15 protein-coding genes and 3 pseudogenes are annotated in these 19,601 nt (G+C 51.0%); 6 read left to right on the forward strand and 12 right to left on the reverse strand.

All coding sequences use genetic code 11. The annotated features are described in order from the left end of the window. Positions 1 to 66 precede the first annotated feature (66 nt). Both MHZ97_RS20830 and MHZ97_RS20835 read left to right on the forward strand, forming a co-directional pair. Complete coding sequence (locus MHZ97_RS20830; protein ID WP_103797697.1) at positions 67 to 1,110, forward strand: SIR2 family protein; 1,044 nt, start codon at positions 67 to 69, stop codon at positions 1,108 to 1,110. Next, a complete protein-coding gene (locus MHZ97_RS20835) occupies positions 1,107 to 2,939 on the forward strand; it encodes an ATP-binding protein (RefSeq protein WP_224481790.1) in 1,833 nt (610 codons plus the stop codon). The genes MHZ97_RS20830 and MHZ97_RS20835 overlap by 4 nt, the downstream gene beginning before the upstream one ends. Before the next feature lie 1,757 nt (positions 2,940 to 4,696). On the opposite strand, the gene istB is transcribed toward MHZ97_RS20835, so the two are convergent. Together istB and istA are read right to left on the reverse strand one after the other, a co-directional pair. Then, positions 4,697 to 5,491, reverse strand: coding sequence for an IS21-like element helper ATPase IstB (gene istB / locus MHZ97_RS20840; RefSeq protein WP_004115504.1), 795 nt, complete (start codon positions 5,489 to 5,491; stop codon positions 4,697 to 4,699). After that, on the reverse strand, positions 5,491 to 6,663 hold the full coding sequence (gene istA / locus MHZ97_RS20845; protein WP_004115503.1) for an IS21 family transposase: 1,173 nt from the start codon (positions 6,661 to 6,663) through the stop codon (positions 5,491 to 5,493). Before istA ends, istB begins: the two co-directional genes overlap by 1 nt. A gap of 102 nt (positions 6,664 to 6,765) precedes the next feature. On the opposite strand from istA, the pseudogene MHZ97_RS20850 reads away from it, so the two are divergent. Further along, positions 6,766 to 7,701 (forward strand): annotated as a pseudogene (locus tag MHZ97_RS20850) (tyrosine-type recombinase/integrase); the annotation flags it as partial. Positions 7,702 to 7,936: 235 nt separating this feature from the next. Here the strand turns inward: MHZ97_RS20850 and MHZ97_RS20855 are convergent. The 7 genes from MHZ97_RS20855 to MHZ97_RS20885 form a co-directional block, all read right to left on the reverse strand. Beyond that, positions 7,937 to 8,287, reverse strand: a complete 351-nt coding sequence (locus MHZ97_RS20855; RefSeq protein WP_239315574.1) for a DUF305 domain-containing protein — start codon at positions 8,285 to 8,287, stop codon at positions 7,937 to 7,939. 144 nt (positions 8,288 to 8,431) lie between these two features. Next, positions 8,432 to 9,829, reverse strand: coding sequence for a heavy metal sensor histidine kinase (locus MHZ97_RS20860; protein ID WP_033755889.1), 1,398 nt, complete (start codon positions 9,827 to 9,829; stop codon positions 8,432 to 8,434). Beyond that, positions 9,826 to 10,506 carry a heavy metal response regulator transcription factor gene (locus tag MHZ97_RS20865; RefSeq protein ID WP_007708057.1) on the reverse strand — a complete coding sequence of 227 codons (681 nt, stop codon included), beginning with the start codon at positions 10,504 to 10,506 and terminating at the stop codon, positions 9,826 to 9,828. Before MHZ97_RS20865 ends, MHZ97_RS20860 begins: the two co-directional genes overlap by 4 nt. Before the next feature lie 28 nt (positions 10,507 to 10,534). Further along, positions 10,535 to 11,467 (reverse strand): copper homeostasis membrane protein CopD, encoded by a 933-nt coding sequence (gene copD, locus MHZ97_RS20870; protein ID WP_033755886.1) that lies wholly within the window; start codon positions 11,465 to 11,467, stop codon positions 10,535 to 10,537. A 4-nt stretch (positions 11,468 to 11,471) separates the two neighbouring features. Next, positions 11,472 to 11,852, reverse strand: a complete 381-nt coding sequence (gene copC, locus MHZ97_RS20875) for a copper homeostasis periplasmic binding protein CopC (protein ID WP_101826986.1) — start codon at positions 11,850 to 11,852, stop codon at positions 11,472 to 11,474. A 35-nt stretch (positions 11,853 to 11,887) separates the two neighbouring features. Further along, positions 11,888 to 12,823 carry a copper resistance protein B gene (locus MHZ97_RS20880; protein ID WP_033755893.1) on the reverse strand — a complete coding sequence of 312 codons (936 nt, stop codon included), beginning with the start codon at positions 12,821 to 12,823 and terminating at the stop codon, positions 11,888 to 11,890. Between the two features lie 34 nt (positions 12,824 to 12,857). Next, on the reverse strand, positions 12,858 to 14,726 hold the full coding sequence (locus tag MHZ97_RS20885; RefSeq protein WP_033755882.1) for a copper resistance system multicopper oxidase: 1,869 nt from the start codon (positions 14,724 to 14,726) through the stop codon (positions 12,858 to 12,860). A gap of 291 nt (positions 14,727 to 15,017) precedes the next feature. Here MHZ97_RS20885 and MHZ97_RS22490 point away from each other — a divergent pair, with 291 nt between their 5' ends. From MHZ97_RS22490 to umuC, 3 genes and pseudogenes are all read left to right on the forward strand, one after another. After that, positions 15,018 to 15,248: a hypothetical protein gene (locus tag MHZ97_RS22490; protein ID WP_033755880.1), complete on the forward strand. Its 231-nt coding sequence runs from the start codon at positions 15,018 to 15,020 to the stop codon at positions 15,246 to 15,248. A 291-nt stretch (positions 15,249 to 15,539) separates the two neighbouring features. After that, positions 15,540 to 15,866 (forward strand): four-helix bundle copper-binding protein, encoded by a 327-nt coding sequence (locus MHZ97_RS20895; protein WP_033755879.1) that lies wholly within the window; start codon positions 15,540 to 15,542, stop codon positions 15,864 to 15,866. Between the two features lie 349 nt (positions 15,867 to 16,215). Next, positions 16,216 to 17,271, forward strand: a pseudogene (gene umuC / locus MHZ97_RS20900) (translesion error-prone DNA polymerase V subunit UmuC); the annotation flags it as partial. A gap of 1,041 nt (positions 17,272 to 18,312) precedes the next feature. Here the strand turns inward: umuC and MHZ97_RS20905 are convergent. From MHZ97_RS20905 to MHZ97_RS22495, 3 genes and pseudogenes are all read right to left on the reverse strand, one after another. Then, positions 18,313 to 18,549 (reverse strand): plasmid partition protein ParG, encoded by a 237-nt coding sequence (locus tag MHZ97_RS20905; protein WP_101826985.1) that lies wholly within the window; start codon positions 18,547 to 18,549, stop codon positions 18,313 to 18,315. Positions 18,550 to 18,578: 29 nt separating this feature from the next. Further along, entirely contained in the window at positions 18,579 to 19,199 is a 621-nt protein-coding gene (locus tag MHZ97_RS20910) for a ParA family protein (RefSeq protein WP_101826984.1), read from the reverse strand. Between the two features lie 178 nt (positions 19,200 to 19,377). Further along, positions 19,378 to 19,601: pseudogene (locus MHZ97_RS22495) on the reverse strand (hypothetical protein); the annotation flags it as partial.

Consider the following 19,601-nt stretch of genomic DNA (forward strand, 5'->3'; position numbering starts at 1 on the left):
AAATGCTCAGCGCAGCGTTAAGATGAAGCGATACAGATTAATCCTAATGCATCAGGGACGGGTCAGATGGCAGTCAAGCGCGCCTATTACGGCAGTGATGGCGACCAGGACTACTTTGAACGCGTATTCCAGTCGGCCAACATTAACTTTCTCATCGGGTCAGGGGCATCGCTCCCGGCTATTCGGGTACTGGGGACAATCGAGCAGGATCTCCAGCAGCTTATTAATGATGAAAAGGAAAAGGAATACTTTGATATGGCCGCCGGGTTTTTATCAGCGGTCTGGCTTCCGCATGACTGTATGCTCAATCGGGTTAACGGCATCCCTTACCTGCCAACGGTTATCAGCAGCGTGGAACAGACGCAAAAGAATTATGATGCGTTTGTTTCTTCCCTGGAAAAAATACTGACGCGCCGCCGGACCGGCCTGCTTCCGAGGCGTATTAACGTTTTTACAACCAACTATGATTTATTTATTGAGGACGCTGCGACCCGAAATAAAAATATCATTTTTAATGACGGGTTTACCAAAAGGCTGGATGTCTGGGGCGATATGGAATTTGACGCAGGCAGTTTTAATTATTCCATCAGCGCCACAGGGAATCTCTATAACTATAAGGTCGAACTCCCTACCGTCAATCTGATCAAGCTTCACGGATCGCTTTCATGGGAACATCACAAAGAAAAGATTGTTTATAACATTGGCGAGCAGAGGCCGCTGAGTTTTACCACGTCAGCAAAAAAGAAAAAGTGGGTTCTCGAACATGCCCTTATTCTGCCGCGCAAGGAGAAGTTTAAGGAAACGCTGCTGCAGAATGTTTATTACGATTTGCTGAGAACCTATTCTAATGAACTTGATAAAGAAGCCACCCTTCTGATTGTTTTTGGCTTTTCTTTTGCTGATGAGCACCTTGAAACGCTGACCAAAAAGGCCCTGCGCAATGCCACTCTCAAGTTGCTGATATTTGCATTCAATGAGGCCAGCGTTGAAGGGTTCGTGGAGAAATTTCGTGATTATTCCAACGTCGAAATTGTTTATCGTCCGGGGGGAAACATTGATTTTCCGGCAATGAATAATATTATCACGTGCTATCTGGGAGGCGCGAGGTGAGCGGGCATTTTACGGATGAAGAAGCGGTACTGCGGGTTGGCGAGGTCTGCGAGGTATCCGGACGCGCTGTTATTATCCTTGTCGATAAAAACAAAAATCTCAGCGATCTGTTTTATCAGGGGAAAGTCCTGCGAAACGTATCTGTAGGTAGCTTCATTGAAATCAAAAAAGGATTTATGAGCCTGATTGGCAAAGTTGAAGCTGAGCGAATTATCGAAGAAAAAAATCCTGCCGGAAGCGGCAGTGATGCCTGGCGATACCGGCGTTACCTGACGGCAACCCTGACGGGGTACATTGACCGCAGAGGCATTTTCACTGGCGGTTCACGTGAGCTCCCCCTCATTGGCAATGAGGCCTTTGTGGTAACCGAGGAAATGATACAGGCGGTCCATCAGATAGCTGATTCTGATGAAGCTGTAATGAAGTTCACCCGTACGGACCTTGAAGATATCGAGATTGCGCTGCCGGTCAATGGTCTTATTAACTCGCATATTGCCATTTTCGGCAACACCGGCAGCGGAAAATCCAACACTCTGGCCGCGCTTTATAAAGCGGGAACCGCCCAGATAAGGCATATGCTTGGTGACCGCTATAAGGAAAGATGCAAATTTATCCTGTTCGACTTTAACGGTGAATATACTGCTCCGGACTGTATAACCGGTGAGAAAACGGTTTATAACCTGAACACGCACCAGGCAAACGGCGATAAGCTTCCGCTCCCCCGGGAGGTTTTGCTTGAACATGACATGCTCTCCGTGTTGACCGATGCCACTGATAAAACGCAGAAGCCGTTTCTGAAGCGCGTGCTGGATTTTCAGGCAGAAGTCATGCGCAGCGCAGATCCGCGTGGATTCATGCGAAACATGCTCAAGAAAAAAATCAAACATAACCTGTTCAGCGGCGACAAAATTAAGAGCGAATCGATAAACGCCATGTTCAGTCCGATTTTTCGCGATGACCCAGAGTTATACTCAGATTTAGAGTTTCATTCCGGGAGGCAGAAATGGAAAATAAGAAACGAGCATCATTACTTTGATTCTGAAGCAGCCGTCGAGCGGGCTTATATCTACAGTCTGGCCTGCGCGTTTGAATTTAAAACGGATATGATAGAGTGTCTTCTTGATTTCATGTGGCTCAGGCTCATATACGAATTTTTCTCTAATAAATCCAATCCAGAACATCTGTCTCCCGTTATAAACAGAATGAACGCTAACCGGAAGGATATAAACAAGATTTTTGATACGTCCGGGCAGAATGATTTCTGGAATGGGGGCAATTTTACCGTCGTTAACCTCAATATGGTAAACATTACCATGAAGAAGACGCTTCCTCTTTTGATTGCAAAGTGGGCTTACAATTTGAAGAAGCTGTCTGACGTTCCATCAACGCTGCATCTGATTATCGACGAAGCTCACAATATTCTGTCTAATATTTCTTTTCGGGAAACGGAAAGCTGGAAGGATTACCGTCTGGAAACCTTTGAAGAGATTATCAAGGAGGGACGCAAATTTGGTGTTTTTATTACCATTTCCAGCCAGCGTCCAAATGATATCTCTTCAACAATTATTTCCCAGGCACATAATTACTTTATTCACCGGTTGATTAACCAGAACGATCTTTATGCCATCGAAAAGTCGGTATCTTACATAGACCGGCTGACAGAAGAATCCATACCCACTCTTTCTACGGGAACCTGTATATTCAGTGGCATCGTCAGCCCCATGCCGCTTAAACTGAGAGTTGCCGAACTCCCTTCGGGACAAAAGCCCAGAAGTCATACAATTGCCTTCAGCGACTTGATTGCAGAGGTGCAGAGAGAAGATGACTGAAACGATTTAGATTTTTATTTTACGAGCGACATATTTCAACGGTCAGCTCGCTGCATAGTCGTGGCACCTCCCTCGTGGCAGTAGTCTGGTTTTAATTTAAAAGTGACCTGACTGTAGTAAAAACAGCGTCCCTGACAAATCTCGCGTCGTCATAAACAAACGCTCTGTAGAAAGCGTCGCTACGTGAATCAGGAACGGCGAAACCTGCAAAAATTATCAGAAATTTATGTTGCAGAAGAAGGGGGCTATTTATACCCCGCCTTAGCCTGTTGCCGAACTGATGGCGAAGGGTAGCCAACATACTCTGAGGAGCCACATCCCCTCGCGCAAATTATGATTAAAGCTCAGCGCGCAACCTGGCCTGATACGAGCAATGGCCTGAATCAGGATCTGCTTAGCTCACCTGCCATCAGCTCCGCATAGTAAAAATGCAAAATATCTGCGCCAGGCTCGGGCAAAGCTTATGACGCCACAACGTGACGGGCCGAATAACTTGCCAGAAAAGTAACGTCGTTTTCTTCGTCCTGGGCCCGTATTTATAACGGTTCTGACGCCCTGTGTGATCAGTATGAACGCTAAAAAGAGCCCAAAACACTCTTACCGATACATCCGATAAATCTGCTCTGACAGTCTGCACGCGCACAAACCAGCTGTCGCATCTGGTCAGGATGCGCAGAAGCTGGCTGAAGTCGTCCACGCCTCAGGAATAGTTCTTACCGGAGGAGTCATGGCTATGCTGTTTTCCGTCAAGGGGTCTCAGCCAAGTCAGTCTGAACGAGTCCATCGAAAGGGAAAATGCCCGATTAAAATGTGAGGCTTATCTGTGCGCTTTTATCAGTCTGACATTCAGGGGCCGCACAGGCTTAACTGCCCTCAAAGCTTTCCTGCAAGGCGGCAGCGTTAAACCCGATCTTTTTATAAAAACCTCTATTCAGCCTGTGTGTGCGTTTTAGGGCGTTTATGACTGTCGATGACCTGAAAAAGGCTTCAGGAATCACTGCGATGAGCGAAAAATCAGCGGTCGATCAAAATCTGGAATTTTTTACCCTGGCAGTTGACACGCTGTTGAGCCTTATAAGTCGCGGGGTTAGGAAATTCCGCACAAAATACAAGCCCCACAGACATCATTTTTCTGCCTTGTTATCTCGTCGAAAAATAATACTATATCTGCATGTAGCGGCGTAACTCTCTGAACCCACTATATGTAGTACTTATCCACAGGTAAGCTGAAAAGGACAAGCTGTGAATTAATGGCTGAAAGTCAGTTTCAGACAAAAAAAAAGACCAGCTGCAAGCTGATCTTTTCCCGGAAGCCAGGTCTGCGCTGCAACGCAAACCGATCACTTCCCCAGACGACACTGAACATGTTGTCTGTGTACTGTGTGGGTGAGAATAACAAAAGTGGGCCGGTCGTATCAAGCCGGGGCTGCTCCAGGAAGTGCAAACAAAGTTCCCGACGTGCCGACTGCAACGGTACTCAGAGCCATCCGGGACGAGGCTGAACGTGTTGTCTGTGTACTGAAACCAACACGAGAAAGCGCAGCGGGAAGAGTAAGGCTGACTGCGCCAGGCTACGGACCAGTAACTACAAGGCAAACGTATATGAATATGTTACTTGTTGTTCTGAAGGCAGTTCGCTCAGCCATAAGTGTGGTCATCATCATTATCGAACTGACCCGATAACAACAAACCTGTCAGCCTGTCAACGCCAAGATTACTGACCGTTTTTCACCATTTTCATTGTCCGCTGTTGGTCATTAACGCTGTCCGCTTTCCACCATTTCAACATCACTGATTGGCGTTGCGCTTTTTGCCAGCACCCCGGCCTTGCGTTTCTCTTTCAACCGGTAGCTTTCTCCTTTTATGTTCAGCGTCGTTGAGTGGTGCAGCAGACGGTCCAGGATCGCCGTCGCCAGCACGTTATCTCCGAACATTTCGCCCCAGTCGGCGAACCCTTTGTTTGACGTCAGGATGATGCTCGCTTTTTCATACCGGCGGTTCAGCAGCCGGAAGAACAGGCTCGCCTCCTCACGGTTCATTGGCAGATAACCTATTTCATCCAGGATAAGCACCCGCGCATAACTCAGTTGCTGCAGCTGACGTTCAAGACGATTTTCCTGCTTCGCCTTTATCAGCGTGGCAACCAGCCTGTCCAGCGGCATGAACAGCACCCGGTGGCCCGCATCCGCGGCTTTGACTCCCAGAGCGACCGCCAGATGCGTTTTCCCCACGCCCGGCGGGCCCAGCAGGATCACGTTTTCACTGCGCTCCACGAACGCCAGACTTGCAAGCTCACGGACGACCTTCCGGTCTATGCCCGGCTGGAAGCTGAAGTCGAACTGCTCCAGCGTTTTCACCCACGGCAAGCGCGCCTGCTTCAGCCGGGCCTCCATTCCCCGCTGGTGCCGCCCGCTCCACTCCTGCTGCAGCGCCATACACAGGAACTCCCGGTAGTTCAGTTCCTGCTTTGCTGCCTGCTCAAGCAGATTTTCAACGTGATAGCTCAGGTGTTCCATTTTCAGGCGGTTCAGCAGTGTTTCCAGTTCGTACATCACAGCAGCTCCTCATACGCGCTCAGGGGCCGGTGCTCAACCTGACTGACCTGTTGCCACAGCGGAGCATGGTGCTCCGGCACTGTCTGCCAGCCCGATGAAGCCCCGCTGAGCCGGTGGGTCGCGGCCAGATTTTCGTTGCTGTAGATCCGCAGCTCGTCATCCAGCGAGATCCGGATCGAGACCGGATGACCACACAGCGACTCGGGCACGCTGTAGCGGTTGCCGCCAACCTCGATGTAGCCATCCCAGGACACGTGCCGGATATCGAAGTAGCTGGTATCGAAGTCGGTTGCTGGCAGTGGCTGCAGATGTGTTTGTTCAACAACGAAGCGCTCTGCAGGCGTCTCCCGGAACTGGCGAAGTTCACGCCTGTCAGCCACATCTGCTATCCACTGCTCCAGGAGTTGATTGACATGGGGAAAGCTGTCGAACCTCCGGTAGCGGACGAAGAAGTTCTCCTTGAGATATTTCACCATCCGCTCAACCTTACCTTTAGTCCGGGCCCGGCGAGGGCGGCACGCCCGCGGCAGGAAGCCATAGTGGTCGGCCAGTAGCAGGAAGCCGGCGTTGAACACCACGTTGCCGTTACTGTTTTTCAGCACGGCGGCTTTCTGGTTATCGACAAGCACGGTTTTCACGCTGCCGCCAAAGTAGCGGAAGGCGCGCACCAGCGACTCGTATGTGTGCTCAGCGTCCTGTTTTGGCGCGGCAAAGACGTGGAAGCGGCGGGAGAACCCCAGCGTATTGACGGCGAAGTTCACCCTGCATCGCTGCCCGGCCACGTCGACTTCCACTTCTCCCCAGTCGTGCTGCAGCTGGTAACCGGGCTGGGTTTCGAAGCGCACGGTTTTCTTTGAGGGCCGCATTTTACGTTTGGGCTGGATGTAATAGCGCAGCATAGAGCGCCCGCCGGTGTACCCCATCGTCCTAATTTCGGCGAGAATGACCTCGCTGTTCCAGACGTTTTCCGCCAGCCGCATGTCGATGTAATCCATGAACGGCTTGAGTTTTGCCATTTTATGGCGTGTTTTACGGGCCGGGGGCTCAGGGTATTTGAGATATCGCCTGACGGTTCTTTCGGAACATCCGACCTGTGTTGCGATATCGACAATGTAAGCACCCTGTTGGCGCATTTGCTTTATCATGAAAAAGTCCTCTCTGCTCAGCATGCTGGAATCCTTTTCGGTGTGGGAACCTTAAGGAAACCGCATGACGGGTAGAGCGGACAACCCGAATGGTGAATTAAAGTCTTATATCACTGGCGCTGACATAAGGAAGACCTGCTGAGCGAAATTCATTACCCCCTGTCTATGCTTCAGGCTATGGCGGTGATCTGGACACATGCCGGGCTGCGACAGAACGAACTTATACGCCTGGCAATGAACTGCGTTACTCCACAGGCGGATGACATTCTGCAGGAAAACGGCAGCGCTATCCCGGCTGGCACTCTGTGCTATCTCAGCGTGCCAGCCGGTAAAACCTCTAAAGCTTTTGTTAAGCCAGTCTCGTCTGTTGTGAAAAAATATGTCGATATCTGGCTCAGTGAGCGTCCTCAGGAGCAGGCAGCACTTACGGATGAGCGCACCGGTGAAAAGGTCCGTTTCCTGTTTCAGTACCGGGGCAAACCGGTGGGAAGGAACATAATAAATCTCACTGTCATTCCGCTTCTCTGCGCCAGAGCGGGTATGCCTGTGGAAGATTCACGCGGTCCCATTACAAGTCACCGCGGCCGTGCTTCTGCCGTGACAGCACTGGCCAGTGTTCCTCAGGGCATGTCGCTATACGAGCTGATGCAGTGGTCAGGTCACTCTTCGCCGCAGTCTACGATGCATTATATTCGTATACGGCCGACACAGCTGGCAGCCTCTTTTGTGAAGGCGGACCGGGTCGCGCATATGATGAGCGTGCTGATTGACCATGATCCGCTTGCCGTCAGCCTCACCGGTCCGGCAATATATTATGATCTCGGCGATTCGTACTGTATGAATCCTTTCTGGAGCAACTGCCCGCACCGGATGGCGTGCATCGGTTGTGACTTTAATCTGCCAAAACAGAGTGCAAGAGGACTTTTGCTCGAAAGTAAGGCGTCCGTAAAAAGATATCTGGAGGAGGTGCCGTTGACGGTTGACGAGAGAGCCATCGTGGAGGGAGATACGGAAAAACTGGAGGCTGCTCTGAGAAAAAGCGGTAAGGTTCTCATCCGGTAAAACACCTGTCCGGACAGCATATTATTTCAGGTAAATAGCAGCACAGTGCGTGAGTTCTGTGTCGTAACAGAAATTCAGCCGTCAACGTTTATTCACTGAGCAGTACCTCTTTTTGTTTGCCGCAGTCATTCCGGTTTGGATTATTTCTTTTTTCTGCCTTATAAAAGATAAATAAGGGCCCTCTCAGGGGCCCTGTCGGTCGGTTGAAACGCAGTCTTCTGATGTCAGCTGTAAGCTAGTTATTCAGCCATTTTTCCAGATGTTCAATCTCCGCCTTCTGTGCTTTGATGACATCTTCAGCCATATTTCTCATTTCAGGATCTTTTCCGTACTTCAGCTCTGTTTCGGCCATGGCTATCGCGCCTTTATGGTGCTCAGCCATGCCTCTGGCAAAAGCCCTGTCTGCATCCTGCTCCTTCATCGCATCCATCATGCTGCGGTGCATATTCTGCATGCCGGCCATGTATTCTTTTGAGGCCGGGGACATATGCATGTCCTGCGTCATCTTCATATCTGGCTTCTGTGCCATAGCCGCAACTGGCAGAACAACCAGCAGGGAAACCAGGGCTGTCTGTAATTTTTTCATGATCCGTTCCTTTACTGGGCTAAGATACTCAAGTTTAGTTAAGCACCCGGGATCGTTTCACAAAACCGGGAAAGAAATCCTTGATTTAAAGCAGTTCAGAATTATTACGGGCGAAAGCATGAAGAAAGCGCACATCAACGTAAATCATGCTGCTGGTATTTTTACCGTAAACGTAACGATGTCTTCGTCCAAAAAAACCTGCAATGTACCGTTGTGAGCCTGAACAACGGCTCGCGTGATGGAAAGGCCCAGGCCAGCACCGTCCGTGTTATGTTGCCGGGACGAGTCGCCCCGGTAAAAGCGATCAAAAAGCCTGTCCAGATTTTCCTGCGTGATGGCTTCCGTGCGGTTAGATATATGAACAAACGCCATCCCGATCTGCTGTTCTGCCCGGATCAGGATCGCCGCGCCGTCTGAAGAGTACTTTATGGCATTGGTTATCAGGTTGCTCAGCGCCCGGCGTAGCATCAGACGATCGCCCTTCATGCTGGCCTCCCCTTCAAGCGTCAGGGTTTTACCGTTTTCAGCGGCCAGCGGCTCGAAAAATTCGATTAGTTCTTCGAGTTCTGCCTTTGCGGAAAAAATCTCATTTTCCAGCGCCAGCAGCCCGTTTTCAGACTTCGCCAGAAACAGCATGTCGCTGCTCATTCTGGCAAGTCGGCCCAGCTCCTCCAGGTTTGAGAAAAGCACTTCCCGGTAGCTGGCAGCGTCACGCTCCCGGGACAGGGCAACCTGCGTCTGCATCATCAGGTTACTTACGGGAGTGCGCAGCTCATGGGCTATGTCAGATGAAAACTCTGACAGGCGCCTGAAAGAGCCCTCCAGTCTCTCCAGCATGCCGTTAAACTCGGCTACGGTAGGCATAAGCTCCGAAGGAAGGTGTCGGGCCGGCAGGCGCTCACTGAGATTATTAACGGTAATAGCCGAAGCCAGCCGGTTTATTTCATTCAGCGGCCGGAGTCCGATGCGGGTGGCAAGCCAGCCCAGCAAGACAGAAAGAAAAATCAGTCCCCCGTTAAGCCACATCAGCCACTCTTTCAGCTGGCCGATAAATTCATCATGAAAGCCAGTATCGTAGGCGGCTGTTATCAGCACGTCCCGGTGCCTGCCCGCGTTCTCTGCACCGATTTTTTTAATCATGACGTTATAGCGCCAGCCGTCTTCCTCCACCGTCTGCAGGGTGTTCAGCTTCAGAGCCTCACCGGCAAAGCGCTCAGCCGGAACCGGGAAGCCGGGAGAGAAATAGTCGGCGAGTATTTGATTATCAGCAGTCCTGATCGACAGATAAAGTCCGCTATGGCCCACCATGGCGTCGGCAAGCTTGCGGGCAAGCCCGACGGTATCAAGCTTTCCTGTACGGACTTCACTTTCCAGCAGTTCGGTAGCCAGCTCAAGCTTACCGGTCAGCAGCGTAAGGTCCTGGCTGCGAAAGTAACTGCCCAGCGCGGCAACCAGCAGAACGCTGGTAAGCAGCCAGACGGACATCATGACACCGGCAAAGACCAGGCTAAGTCTGGAAGTCAGAGACCCGTTACGCTTCATTCTTCACGTATCTCCAGCACGTAGCCAATGCCGCGCACGGTATGGATCAGCTTCGGGCTGAAGTCATCATCCACCTTGCTGCGCAGCCGCCGGACAGCCACATCAATCACGTTAGTGTCACTCTCAAAATTAATATTCCAGACCAGGGAGGAGATGAGATTTCTTGGCAGCACTTCACCGCGACGCTGCAGCAGCAGCTCAAGCAGAACAAACTCTTTTGTGGACAGATGAATTTTTTTGCCGGAACGGCTGACGCTCCGGCGGGATATGTCCATCACCAGGTCAGCTATTTCGTACATGCCGGATGCCAGAGAGCGGTTACGCCTGAGCTGGGTCCGGATACGGGCCAGAAGCTCGGCAAAATCGAACGGCTTGAGAAGATAGTCATCGGCTCCCAGGTCCAGGCCTTTGATTTTTTCGCTGACGTTATCCCTTGCGGTCAGAAACAGCACGGGCTCTTCGTGGCGGGCCATTCTCATCTGCCGCAGAATGTCCCAGCCGTCCAGGGAGGGCAGCATCACATCAAGAATAATCAGGTCGTAGCGCTGCTGAAGGATATGCTCCAGCCCCTGACGGCCGTCATTCACAAGGGTGACGTCATACCCTGCCTCCTGAAGACCCTGTTTCAGGTAAGTCCCGGTTTTAATTTCATCCTCGACGATCAGAAGAGTGGTCATGGTATAAGGGCCCTGCAGCTGAGTGTCGTTACGCCATACCGTTACCGGGCGACAGCGTGCCAAGCCAGGCTACGGTCGCCAGAATCAGGATAGACACGCTGAACTCTGTAATAATACTTTTGCGCATCAACGCAATACCCGTCTTATAGTGGCCCTGACCGAGCGCATTTTCCAGTGCGGGTGCAAGCCGGAAGCGGTTCGCGGCAGCCAGCAACAGCATAACGAAAAACAAGCCTGTCTTGATTAGCAGGAGCAGCCCGTAGTGGCTGCCCGGCAAAGATTTGACCGGGTCTTCCACAATGAAGAAAAAGTTAATGACGGCGGTGATGACAATACTCAGCACAATCACCGTGCCGGCCCGGGAAAAGCCCGTCAGGGCTTCCGCAAGCTGCCGGACGTGGCTGGCCGTCTGCGCCTTTTTGATGCATAACAGAATGGCAAAGGCCGTGAGCGCGCCCACCCATGCACCGGCTGCCGACAGGTGGATGATATCGCTCAGCAGATGCAGATAGTAGCTCATACCGTCGTTCATGGCCGCATGACCGCCCCATGCCAGGGTGGCCAGCGCTGTGCCTCCGGAAAGCGTGAGAACGTAACGCGACAGAACGGCATTGCGCAGCCGCAAGCCCAGTCCGACGAAGGCCAGGACGAGTGCGGCAAGCCGGATAACCCAGCTGAGGCCGACCGCAGTTTCACCGATAACCATCTCTATGATGTGGAGCGTGATTTCACCTGCGTCAGTCACGCCACTCATCGCCTGCGCGACCAGCAGCATATTCGCCAGCGACAGAACAATGCCGACGGATATCAGAATAAAAAAGAACGACCAGACACTGAATAATGACACCGATTTTTTAAGCGTTCCCTTCACGGCATACAGTTCAAATAAAGGCAGCCCAAACAGAACCATAAGGTCAAGGTAAAGGAAAAAGCGGATAACAATAAAAGTCTGATCGTTCATGGCATTATTTCACGCTAAAGCTGACGTTACCCGTGCGCGGGTGTGTATCAGAAGACACCGCACGCCACTCCACCTTGTATGTGCCAGGCACCAGAGGTTTGGCTGGCGTGATCACCATGGTTTTCGGATCGCCACCGGCGGCCACTTTTGCCGCAACCGCCATCGGGGCATGAGAGGACATGCCGGGCATAGCGGTCATGACGAGACGTGCACCAGAAAATTTTGTGACCAGATTCTCAGTAAAGTGCAGCTCCACTTTTGAAGGCGCTGCCACCTGCGCTTTATCAGCAGGGACAGAAGAAGCCAGTTCCGGATGCGCCTGCGCGCCAAAAGCAGCAACAGAGGCGGCAACAGCGATGACGTAGCCAGCATAATTACGTTTCATATTCATACCTGTCTTGTTTGTTAGAATTAACTGCATCAGAACCACACGCGGGCACCGAGAAGAAAGCGCACTTCGTTGTCCTTCTCTCCTTCACGGGTCGCCATATCGGCCGTGTTGCCATAAAGCTGGCTCCACGATACGCCCACATAAGGCGCAAATTCCCGCTTTACTTCGTAACGAAGGCGCAGGGAAAGCTCGGTACCGGACAGTCCTTTCCCGGTTTCACGCACCTCATCATCCTTACCGTAAAAATTGGCTTCAAAAGACGGCTGCAGGATGAGCCGGTTGGTCAGCAGCACGTCATACTCTGCTTCAAACCGGAGCGCGGTGCGTCCCTGCTCACCGGCAAACGCGGTGAGTTCAGTTTCGAGGTTATACAGCGGCATGCCCTGAAAGCCGGCGGCGGCCCATGTCTGGGGCCTGCCGGGCCTGAAGTCCTGCCGCGCACCCGCGACCACGTCCCACCAGGGCGAGACAGCGTGCCCCCAGAGGGCCTGCACCTCTGCCGACTCGGTTTTTCCGTCGCTGGTTTCCCCTTCGCTGCGCAGCCAGAGCCGATCAATATCCCCGCCAGCCCAGCCGCTGACGTCCCAGCTGAATCCCCCGGCCTCATTATTTTTCTGCCACTCAAGCTGATCGGCCAGCAGATACCAGTTCATGCTGCTGTCATGCACTTTATGACCATGCACGTCAGGAAACGCAGCCCGGCGGTCGGCGTCCGTCAGTACCGGAACAGGCGTTCTGCTTTCAGTCGGGGCAGCAGGCTGCATAGACTCCATGCCTTCCATCCCGGACATGGGTTCCATATTGCCCATAGCGGAGTGGTCCATGCCCGACATTGCACTCATGTCATGCGCCTGCATGTTGTGCGCCGCTTCAGCCCGGGCATCAGGGACGGCCGTAAGTGCGCTGCCGGCAATCGCTGCGAAAACCAGCAGCCCGGCCGCCGGGCTGCAAAAGTTATGTTTCATATCACCACGATCAGAAGCTGACATCAGAAGTACCTCACTCATTAACCCGGACCTCACGGAACATGCCTGTTTCCATATGAAAAAGCAGGTGACAGTGGTAAGCCCATCGGCCCAGCGCATCGGCCGTCACACGATAGCTGCGGCGCGTGCCGGGCGGCATATCTATGGTGTGTTTACGCACCAGGAAATTCCCTTCTTCATCCTCAAGGTCGCTCCACATTCCGTGCAAATGAATGGGATGTGTCATCATGGTATCGTTGACCAGGACAATGCGGACGCGCTCGCCATAGCGGAGCGTGACCGGCTCTGCATCGGAAAACTTAATACCATTGAAAGACCAGGCAAATTTTTCCATATGGCCGGTAAGATGCAGTTCTATGGTGCGTGAGGGTTCGCGTCCGTCCGGATCGTCAAAAGTACTTTTCAGGTCAGCGTAGGTCAGAACCCTGCGGCCGTTATTCCTCAACCCGATACCCGGATCGCTGAGCTTCGACGTGGGCATCATGGCCTGCATGTCAACCAGTGGGTTGTTCGTTTCTGATGCCGGATGCTTCTGCATATCACCCATGCCGGCCATGCTGCCGTGGTCCATGCCGGCCATGCTGCCGTGGTCCATGCCGGCCATGCTGCCGTGGTCCATGCCGGCCATGCTGCTGTGATCCATGCCAGCCATACTGCCTGCCGGGGCGCTTTCCACAGCTGAACCATCCATGCTCTGCATGCTACCGCCGCCCATACCCTGCATCTGCCCGTGATCTGTATCTCCCATGCTGCCGTGATCCATTCCCCCCATTCCCATATCATCCATGGTGAGCCAGGGACGAGGATCGGTGGAAGGAACCGGGGCAGTCATGCCTTCACGAACGGCAAGCGTGCCCCGTGCATAGCCGCTTCTGTCCATGGACTGGGCAAAGATGGTGCAGGCATCCTGGACGGGCTCTACAATGACATCGTAGGTTTCAGCTACGGCAATACGAAACTCATCCACACTGACGGGGGTGACGTACTGGCCGTCAGCAGCCACCACGGTCATCTTCACGCCAGGAATGCGTACATCGAAGTAGGTCATGGCAGAGCCATTGATAAAGCGGAGGCGGATTTTTTCGCCTTTACGGAACAGCCCCGTCCAGTTTTTACCCGGGCCCTGACCGTTCATGAGATAGGTGTAAGTCGCACCGCTGACGTCTGCAAGGTCAGTCGGGTTCATCTTCATTTCCGCCCACATCTTCCGGTCAGCCAGGGTATTTCCCAGCCCCTTATCCCGGGCATCACGGAAAAAGTCACCAGCAGCAGGCTTGGCAAAGTTGTAGTAGTCGGACTGCTTTTTCAGTTTTGAAAGAATGGCAGAGGCATTTTCATCTGACCAGTCGGTCAGCATTACCACGTGTTCCCGATCATACTTAAATGGCTCAGGCTCAGCGGGATCAATGATAATCGGGCCGTAAACGCCCTCCTGCTCCTGCAGGCCGGAATGGCTGTGATACCAGTAGGTGCCATTCTGCCTTACGCGAAATGAATAGACGTAAGTATCATCGGGTTCAATACCGTGAAAGCTGAGGCCGGGAACGCCATCCATGTTGGCTGGCAGAATGATGCCATGCCAGTGAATGGAGGTTGTTTCTTTCAGACGGTTTTTAACCCGTAACGTGACAGTATCGCCTTCTTTCCAGCGCAGCAGAGGCCCCGGCAGGCCGCTGTTGATGGTTTTGGCATAACGGATGTTGCCGGTGATATTAAGTGGCGTTTCGGCGATAAACAGGTCGAAATCATTACCGGTAAGCGTGCGGGGCTGTACCAGACTTACCGCCGAGAAAGCATTGAACGTCTTCATACCAAGACCGCCAGCAACGCTGGCCGCTGCGATCCCTTTGATAAAATTGCGTCGTGAACTTTTAAGCTGCATGACTGTGCTCCGGCAAAATGCAGATTATCCCGGGAGAAAATCTCTCCACACCAGATGCATCACTAATGCAATCCGGTCAGGAACTTTATTTTTGTTACCGGCAAGCTATCACAACAGGAATCCCGACTTGATTACATTTATGTCATGTTGGAACCTGATGTTTTTGAATTACATTTTTGTCATTTTCGTTCACGGTGTTTTTTTTCGGATACGATGAAAATCACTGAGGCCGGTAAAGTTCCTGTCCGGAATTAACGGCTATTTTTATCCTTTAAACGTAAGGAATTACGAATGAAAAAGATTATGCTTGCCGCCGCTGCGGTCCTTCTGTCCGTTTCAGCCGCTCAGGCTCAGCCAGCCCCCATGGACATGTCCTGCTGCATGAACAAGAAAGCCCCGGCGGCCTCCATGAATGAACATGAGCTGGCGATTCAGGCACATCAGAGCATGAATAACAGCAGTTCTGCCGCACATCAGAACATTATTGAAACGCACCGCAAGATGATGCAGGAAGATAAATAAACGCAGATGACAGCCCGTAGCCTTAGCTGAAAAAACCTGGGCATAAATCATCCGGATTTTGTCATGGTTACTGTTGTTACGGAATGTGTTGTGCGTTAACCCTCATTACACTGAGTTATCTGAACAACTTTGTTTAGGCTGTAATCAGCCAGCCCGTCTGACTGTGACGGGCTTTTTTTAACCCTGTTTTATCCCACTCCTGCTACCGTCTGTATAAAACGCTTTTGCAGCAATCAACATTTTGTTCCATGCTTACCACTTCTTTGCATTTAACGATTACGGGAAGAAATTATGTCTGAACAATACCGCAACTGCATTGAGGCCTGTTATATCTGCGCTGCAACCTGTGACTACTGCGCAACGTCCTGCCTGAAAGAAGAAAATATTGAGATGATGCGCGAATGCATCCGGGCGGACATGCAGTGCGCCAGCATCTGCCGCCTGGCAGCTGAGCTGATGACAATGGACAGTGAATTCGCTGCTCAGATTTGTAAGGTTTGCGCAGAAGCATGCCAGAAATGCGGTGATGAGTGCGCGAAACATGAGCACGAGCACTGTAAGAAATGTGCTGAAGCCTGTTACCGCTGTGCTGAAGAATGCCGGAAAATGGCAGCGTGACAGCAAATGGAAGCTGTCCAGTCGCAGCTTCCGGAAAGTACCGCCTGTCTCATTCCAGCCGGTGATTTTTGATACATACACCCGGCGTCAGGGTGGTAAAAATCACCGTTCTTATCCGGACTGCCCGCTATACAGCCAGAAGGGAAATGCCGCGTCCCTGTTCAGGCTTTTTTAAACTGACATCCCCCTGTATTAAATATCGTAAAAACCCGGGCGTGTTTTTGCAGCCGGTCGGTACATATGCCCTCTGCCTTATCCACAAAAACGGGGGATAAGTCCTGTATAATTAATGTACAAATTTGTAGTGTACATCCTCTCAGAAAGATTTAAGTCTCGTGTTGAATTTCTATTCCACATAAATCACTCTATGAGCACGCGTGTGATGTCCTGTATCGAGGAGATGGTGCCGCGTCTGGAGGTTTATTCCGTAGATGAGGGGTTCTGTGACTGCCGCGGCATGGAAATGGCCATGCCCTTTGAGGATTTCGGCCGCATGATCCGCAACCATGTAAAAACCTGTACCGGGCTGACTGTCGGGGTCGGTCTGGGGCCGACGAAGACGCTGGCGAAGTCAGCGCAATGGGCCGGGAAGGAATGGCCGCAGTTTGGCGGGGTGCTCGCCCTTACACCGGGTAATCCAAAGCGGACCGAAAAGCTGCTGTCACGTCAACCCGTGGGTGAACTTTGGGGTGTGGGCTCCCGACTTGAAAAGCGACTGCAGCTGCTCGGCGTCACAACAGCGCTCGATCTGGCGCGCGCCTCCCCTTCCCTCATCCGAAAAACCTTTGGCGTAGTGCTGGAGCGTACGGTGCGTGAGCTTAACGGTGAGTCCTGCATCCCGATGGAAGACGCGCTGCCACCAAAGCAGCAGATAGTGGTCAGCCGCAGCTTTGGCGAACGTATTACGGAGTATGACGCAATGCGTCAGTCCGTCTGCGCCTACGCCGAGCGCGTGGCGGAAAAGCTTCGTGAGGATCGCCAGTTCTGCCATCACGTTTCCGTTTTTATCCGCACATCTCCTTTCGATACTGGTCAGCCCGGGTACGGCAATACGGCCTTTGTGAAGCTGCGCGTCGGCACACAGGACACACGCAATATCATCGAGGCGGCCGTGAAGTCTCTTGATGCGATCTGGCGCCCGGGCTTCCGCTATGCGAAAGCTGGCATCATGCTGAACGAGCTGCGGCCGGACGGCATGGCACAGCTTAATTTGTTCGACGATGAGGTGCCGCGTGCAGGCAGCGAGGCGCTGATGAGCTTAATAGACAAAATGAACCAGTCGGGGCGTTACAATATTGGATTTGCGGGGAAAGGTATCGACCCTGACTGGAAAATGAAGCGTGAGATGTTGAGTAAGGCGTGGACAACCAACTGGAAAGAACTGCCTGTCGCTAAAGTATGCTGACCTGCATTTTTTTCAGGTTAATTACACTTAGCTACACCATCAGAACGCACTAAATCTATTGAGTTTTTACTCTTTTACTCAATTAAGTAAAAACTCAATTAAAAGTTAGCTTGTCAGCATTAAGCGCTATTACTTTTAAATCTATATGAGTATTTACTCATAAACTCAAATACTGAATGCTCTTTTAGGCTGCTCAGGGCATCATTGAACTTTTCGCTCGTGAACGCTGATTATCCCTTTTGTTAAAGCCATGTGAGTAAAAACACATTTACTCTTTTGAGTGAATATGACTCAGGCCTTTGCATAACCCTATACTCACTTACTCATTTACTCAATGTATTTATATACACTCAAAATAAGTTCTAGGGTAATCGAGCCCGTCCTTATTACTTACTCATAACAGAATTTGTGCCTAAAGGTTTAGACCTTTATGGAAGACGAAGCGGGATTGATTTAACGAGGCATGGATAAACCAGAAAGGAATGTGTGTCGCTAAAAGGCTGATCGGAATTTTCACAGGTCAAGGAATGAGAAACACTATTGAAAGTTATTTGCACTTTGAGCTTTCACTCAAATGAGTAAAAACTCAAATACGAAATGGTTAGTCAACTATGAGCCTATATCACTCATAAACTCATATGAGCTTTACTTCATAACCTCAAAATTGATAGCGGATCAGGCTTCATAAGACATAACAAACATCAAGCTTGCACAAACTGATTATACTTTCTCAATAATGTCATATGCGCAAAAGCTCATTCACTCATTTACTTCTATGAGTAAAAAAGCTCGCTCTCGTATATATGCTTTGACAGACAGACCCCGTTCCAGACTATCAAACCAGAAAAAGGTCTGGTGCTGTTGAGCTCTGCTGGCTTTAATCAATGACGCTCTCACATTTTTACTCATTCACTCATTTGAGTTTCTATTAATAGTCCACATGGTATCTTTAGTTATAAAGGTCAAGCTATCAGCCCTGTTAAGCAACCATAACTTGACCCAGATACATGCGCTCAATTGAGTCATTACTCAAATGAGTAACTACTCATTTTTGCGCAACCATTCGTCAACCAGCTCATTGATCACATCTGTGATGCTGGTTCCGCGTTTGGCACATGCCACTTTAAAACGGGAATGCTTCTCTTCATTAAAATTCACGTTCACGCGCTTTTGCTTTTCTGACAGAGCTTTCACCTCAGGAGCCTGAACAATTTTTTCCAGATCACGATGCGCGCCGAACGTCATCATTGATGATGAATGTTTTTTCTCAAGTGCCATATATCCTCCTCAAATGAGCGTATGAGTATTTACTCAAAAAAAGACAGAATCTCTTTACTCAGAATTTGAATTTCTCCCTGAGCAGCTCTGTCAGAGGTGTTAAAAACGCTTTCACCTTCAAGAACCGATCGCACATAGCTCTGGCGCTGAGTAATAGCAGTTTTAAACGCTTTAATACCCGTCTGGGCAATACTTTCTTTTAAAACGCTGAGCATCGTTGCCTGTTCAATTTTTCGAGTGATCAGGAATCGAGCCTCGACAGGGCGATTGTATGCCTGCGCCTCAAGAACAGTTACCACTGAACCTGCCGCTGAGAAATCAAGTGGACTCGGTGTAACAGGAATGATGATGAGATCGCTCACCATTACGGCCGCAGAAGTGATAACAGAAAGCGAACCAGCACCATCAATAATTACGTAATCATAATCCCCGAGTTCTTTACGAACCTGATACACGTCTTTTTCAGATGAGGCGGTAAAAACATCGAACCCAGCCTTACCGGCGCTGTTCCAGTTGGTCAGACTCATTTGTGGGTCAGTATCAACAACTGCGACTTTTTTACCGCTACTGGCAATGGAGGTGCTGACATTGATTGTGGCAGTGGTTTTGCCAGAGCCACCTTTAGGATTCAGAAACGAAATGATTTTCATGCTCAGTGTCTCATTTACTCATTTGAGTGATAGTGAACAGGAGTAAACCACAAATGAGTATTTACGTAAAGAATCAAAAACACAAAAGTTAATTTACTCAAATGAGTAAACAGATATAACCGTTTGATGTCATTATAATATTAAATAGACTGTACCAAAACGGTCGGTTTCGGACGTATCAAGAGCTGCTCTTTCTGAGCATGACCACAGCATCGGTTCCCACCATCTGGAGCTGCACCCGATGTCTCGCGGCTACGTCCAGCGCAAATACCCGCGTGTATATCTCGGTTGTCGTGGGGCTCTTGTGTCCCAGGGGGGTCTGGTGGGCGGTGTGCGGGGTGGGCGGGGGGGGCGGGTGCTGGGCTGGGGTGGGCGGGTTGGGGGGGGGTGGGGGGGGGTGGG

Origin of the sequence: Pantoea sp. ACRSC, from assembly GCF_022346785.1 — a bacterium.
Taxonomy (GTDB): Bacteria; Pseudomonadota; Gammaproteobacteria; order Enterobacterales; family Enterobacteriaceae; genus Pantoea; species Pantoea alvi.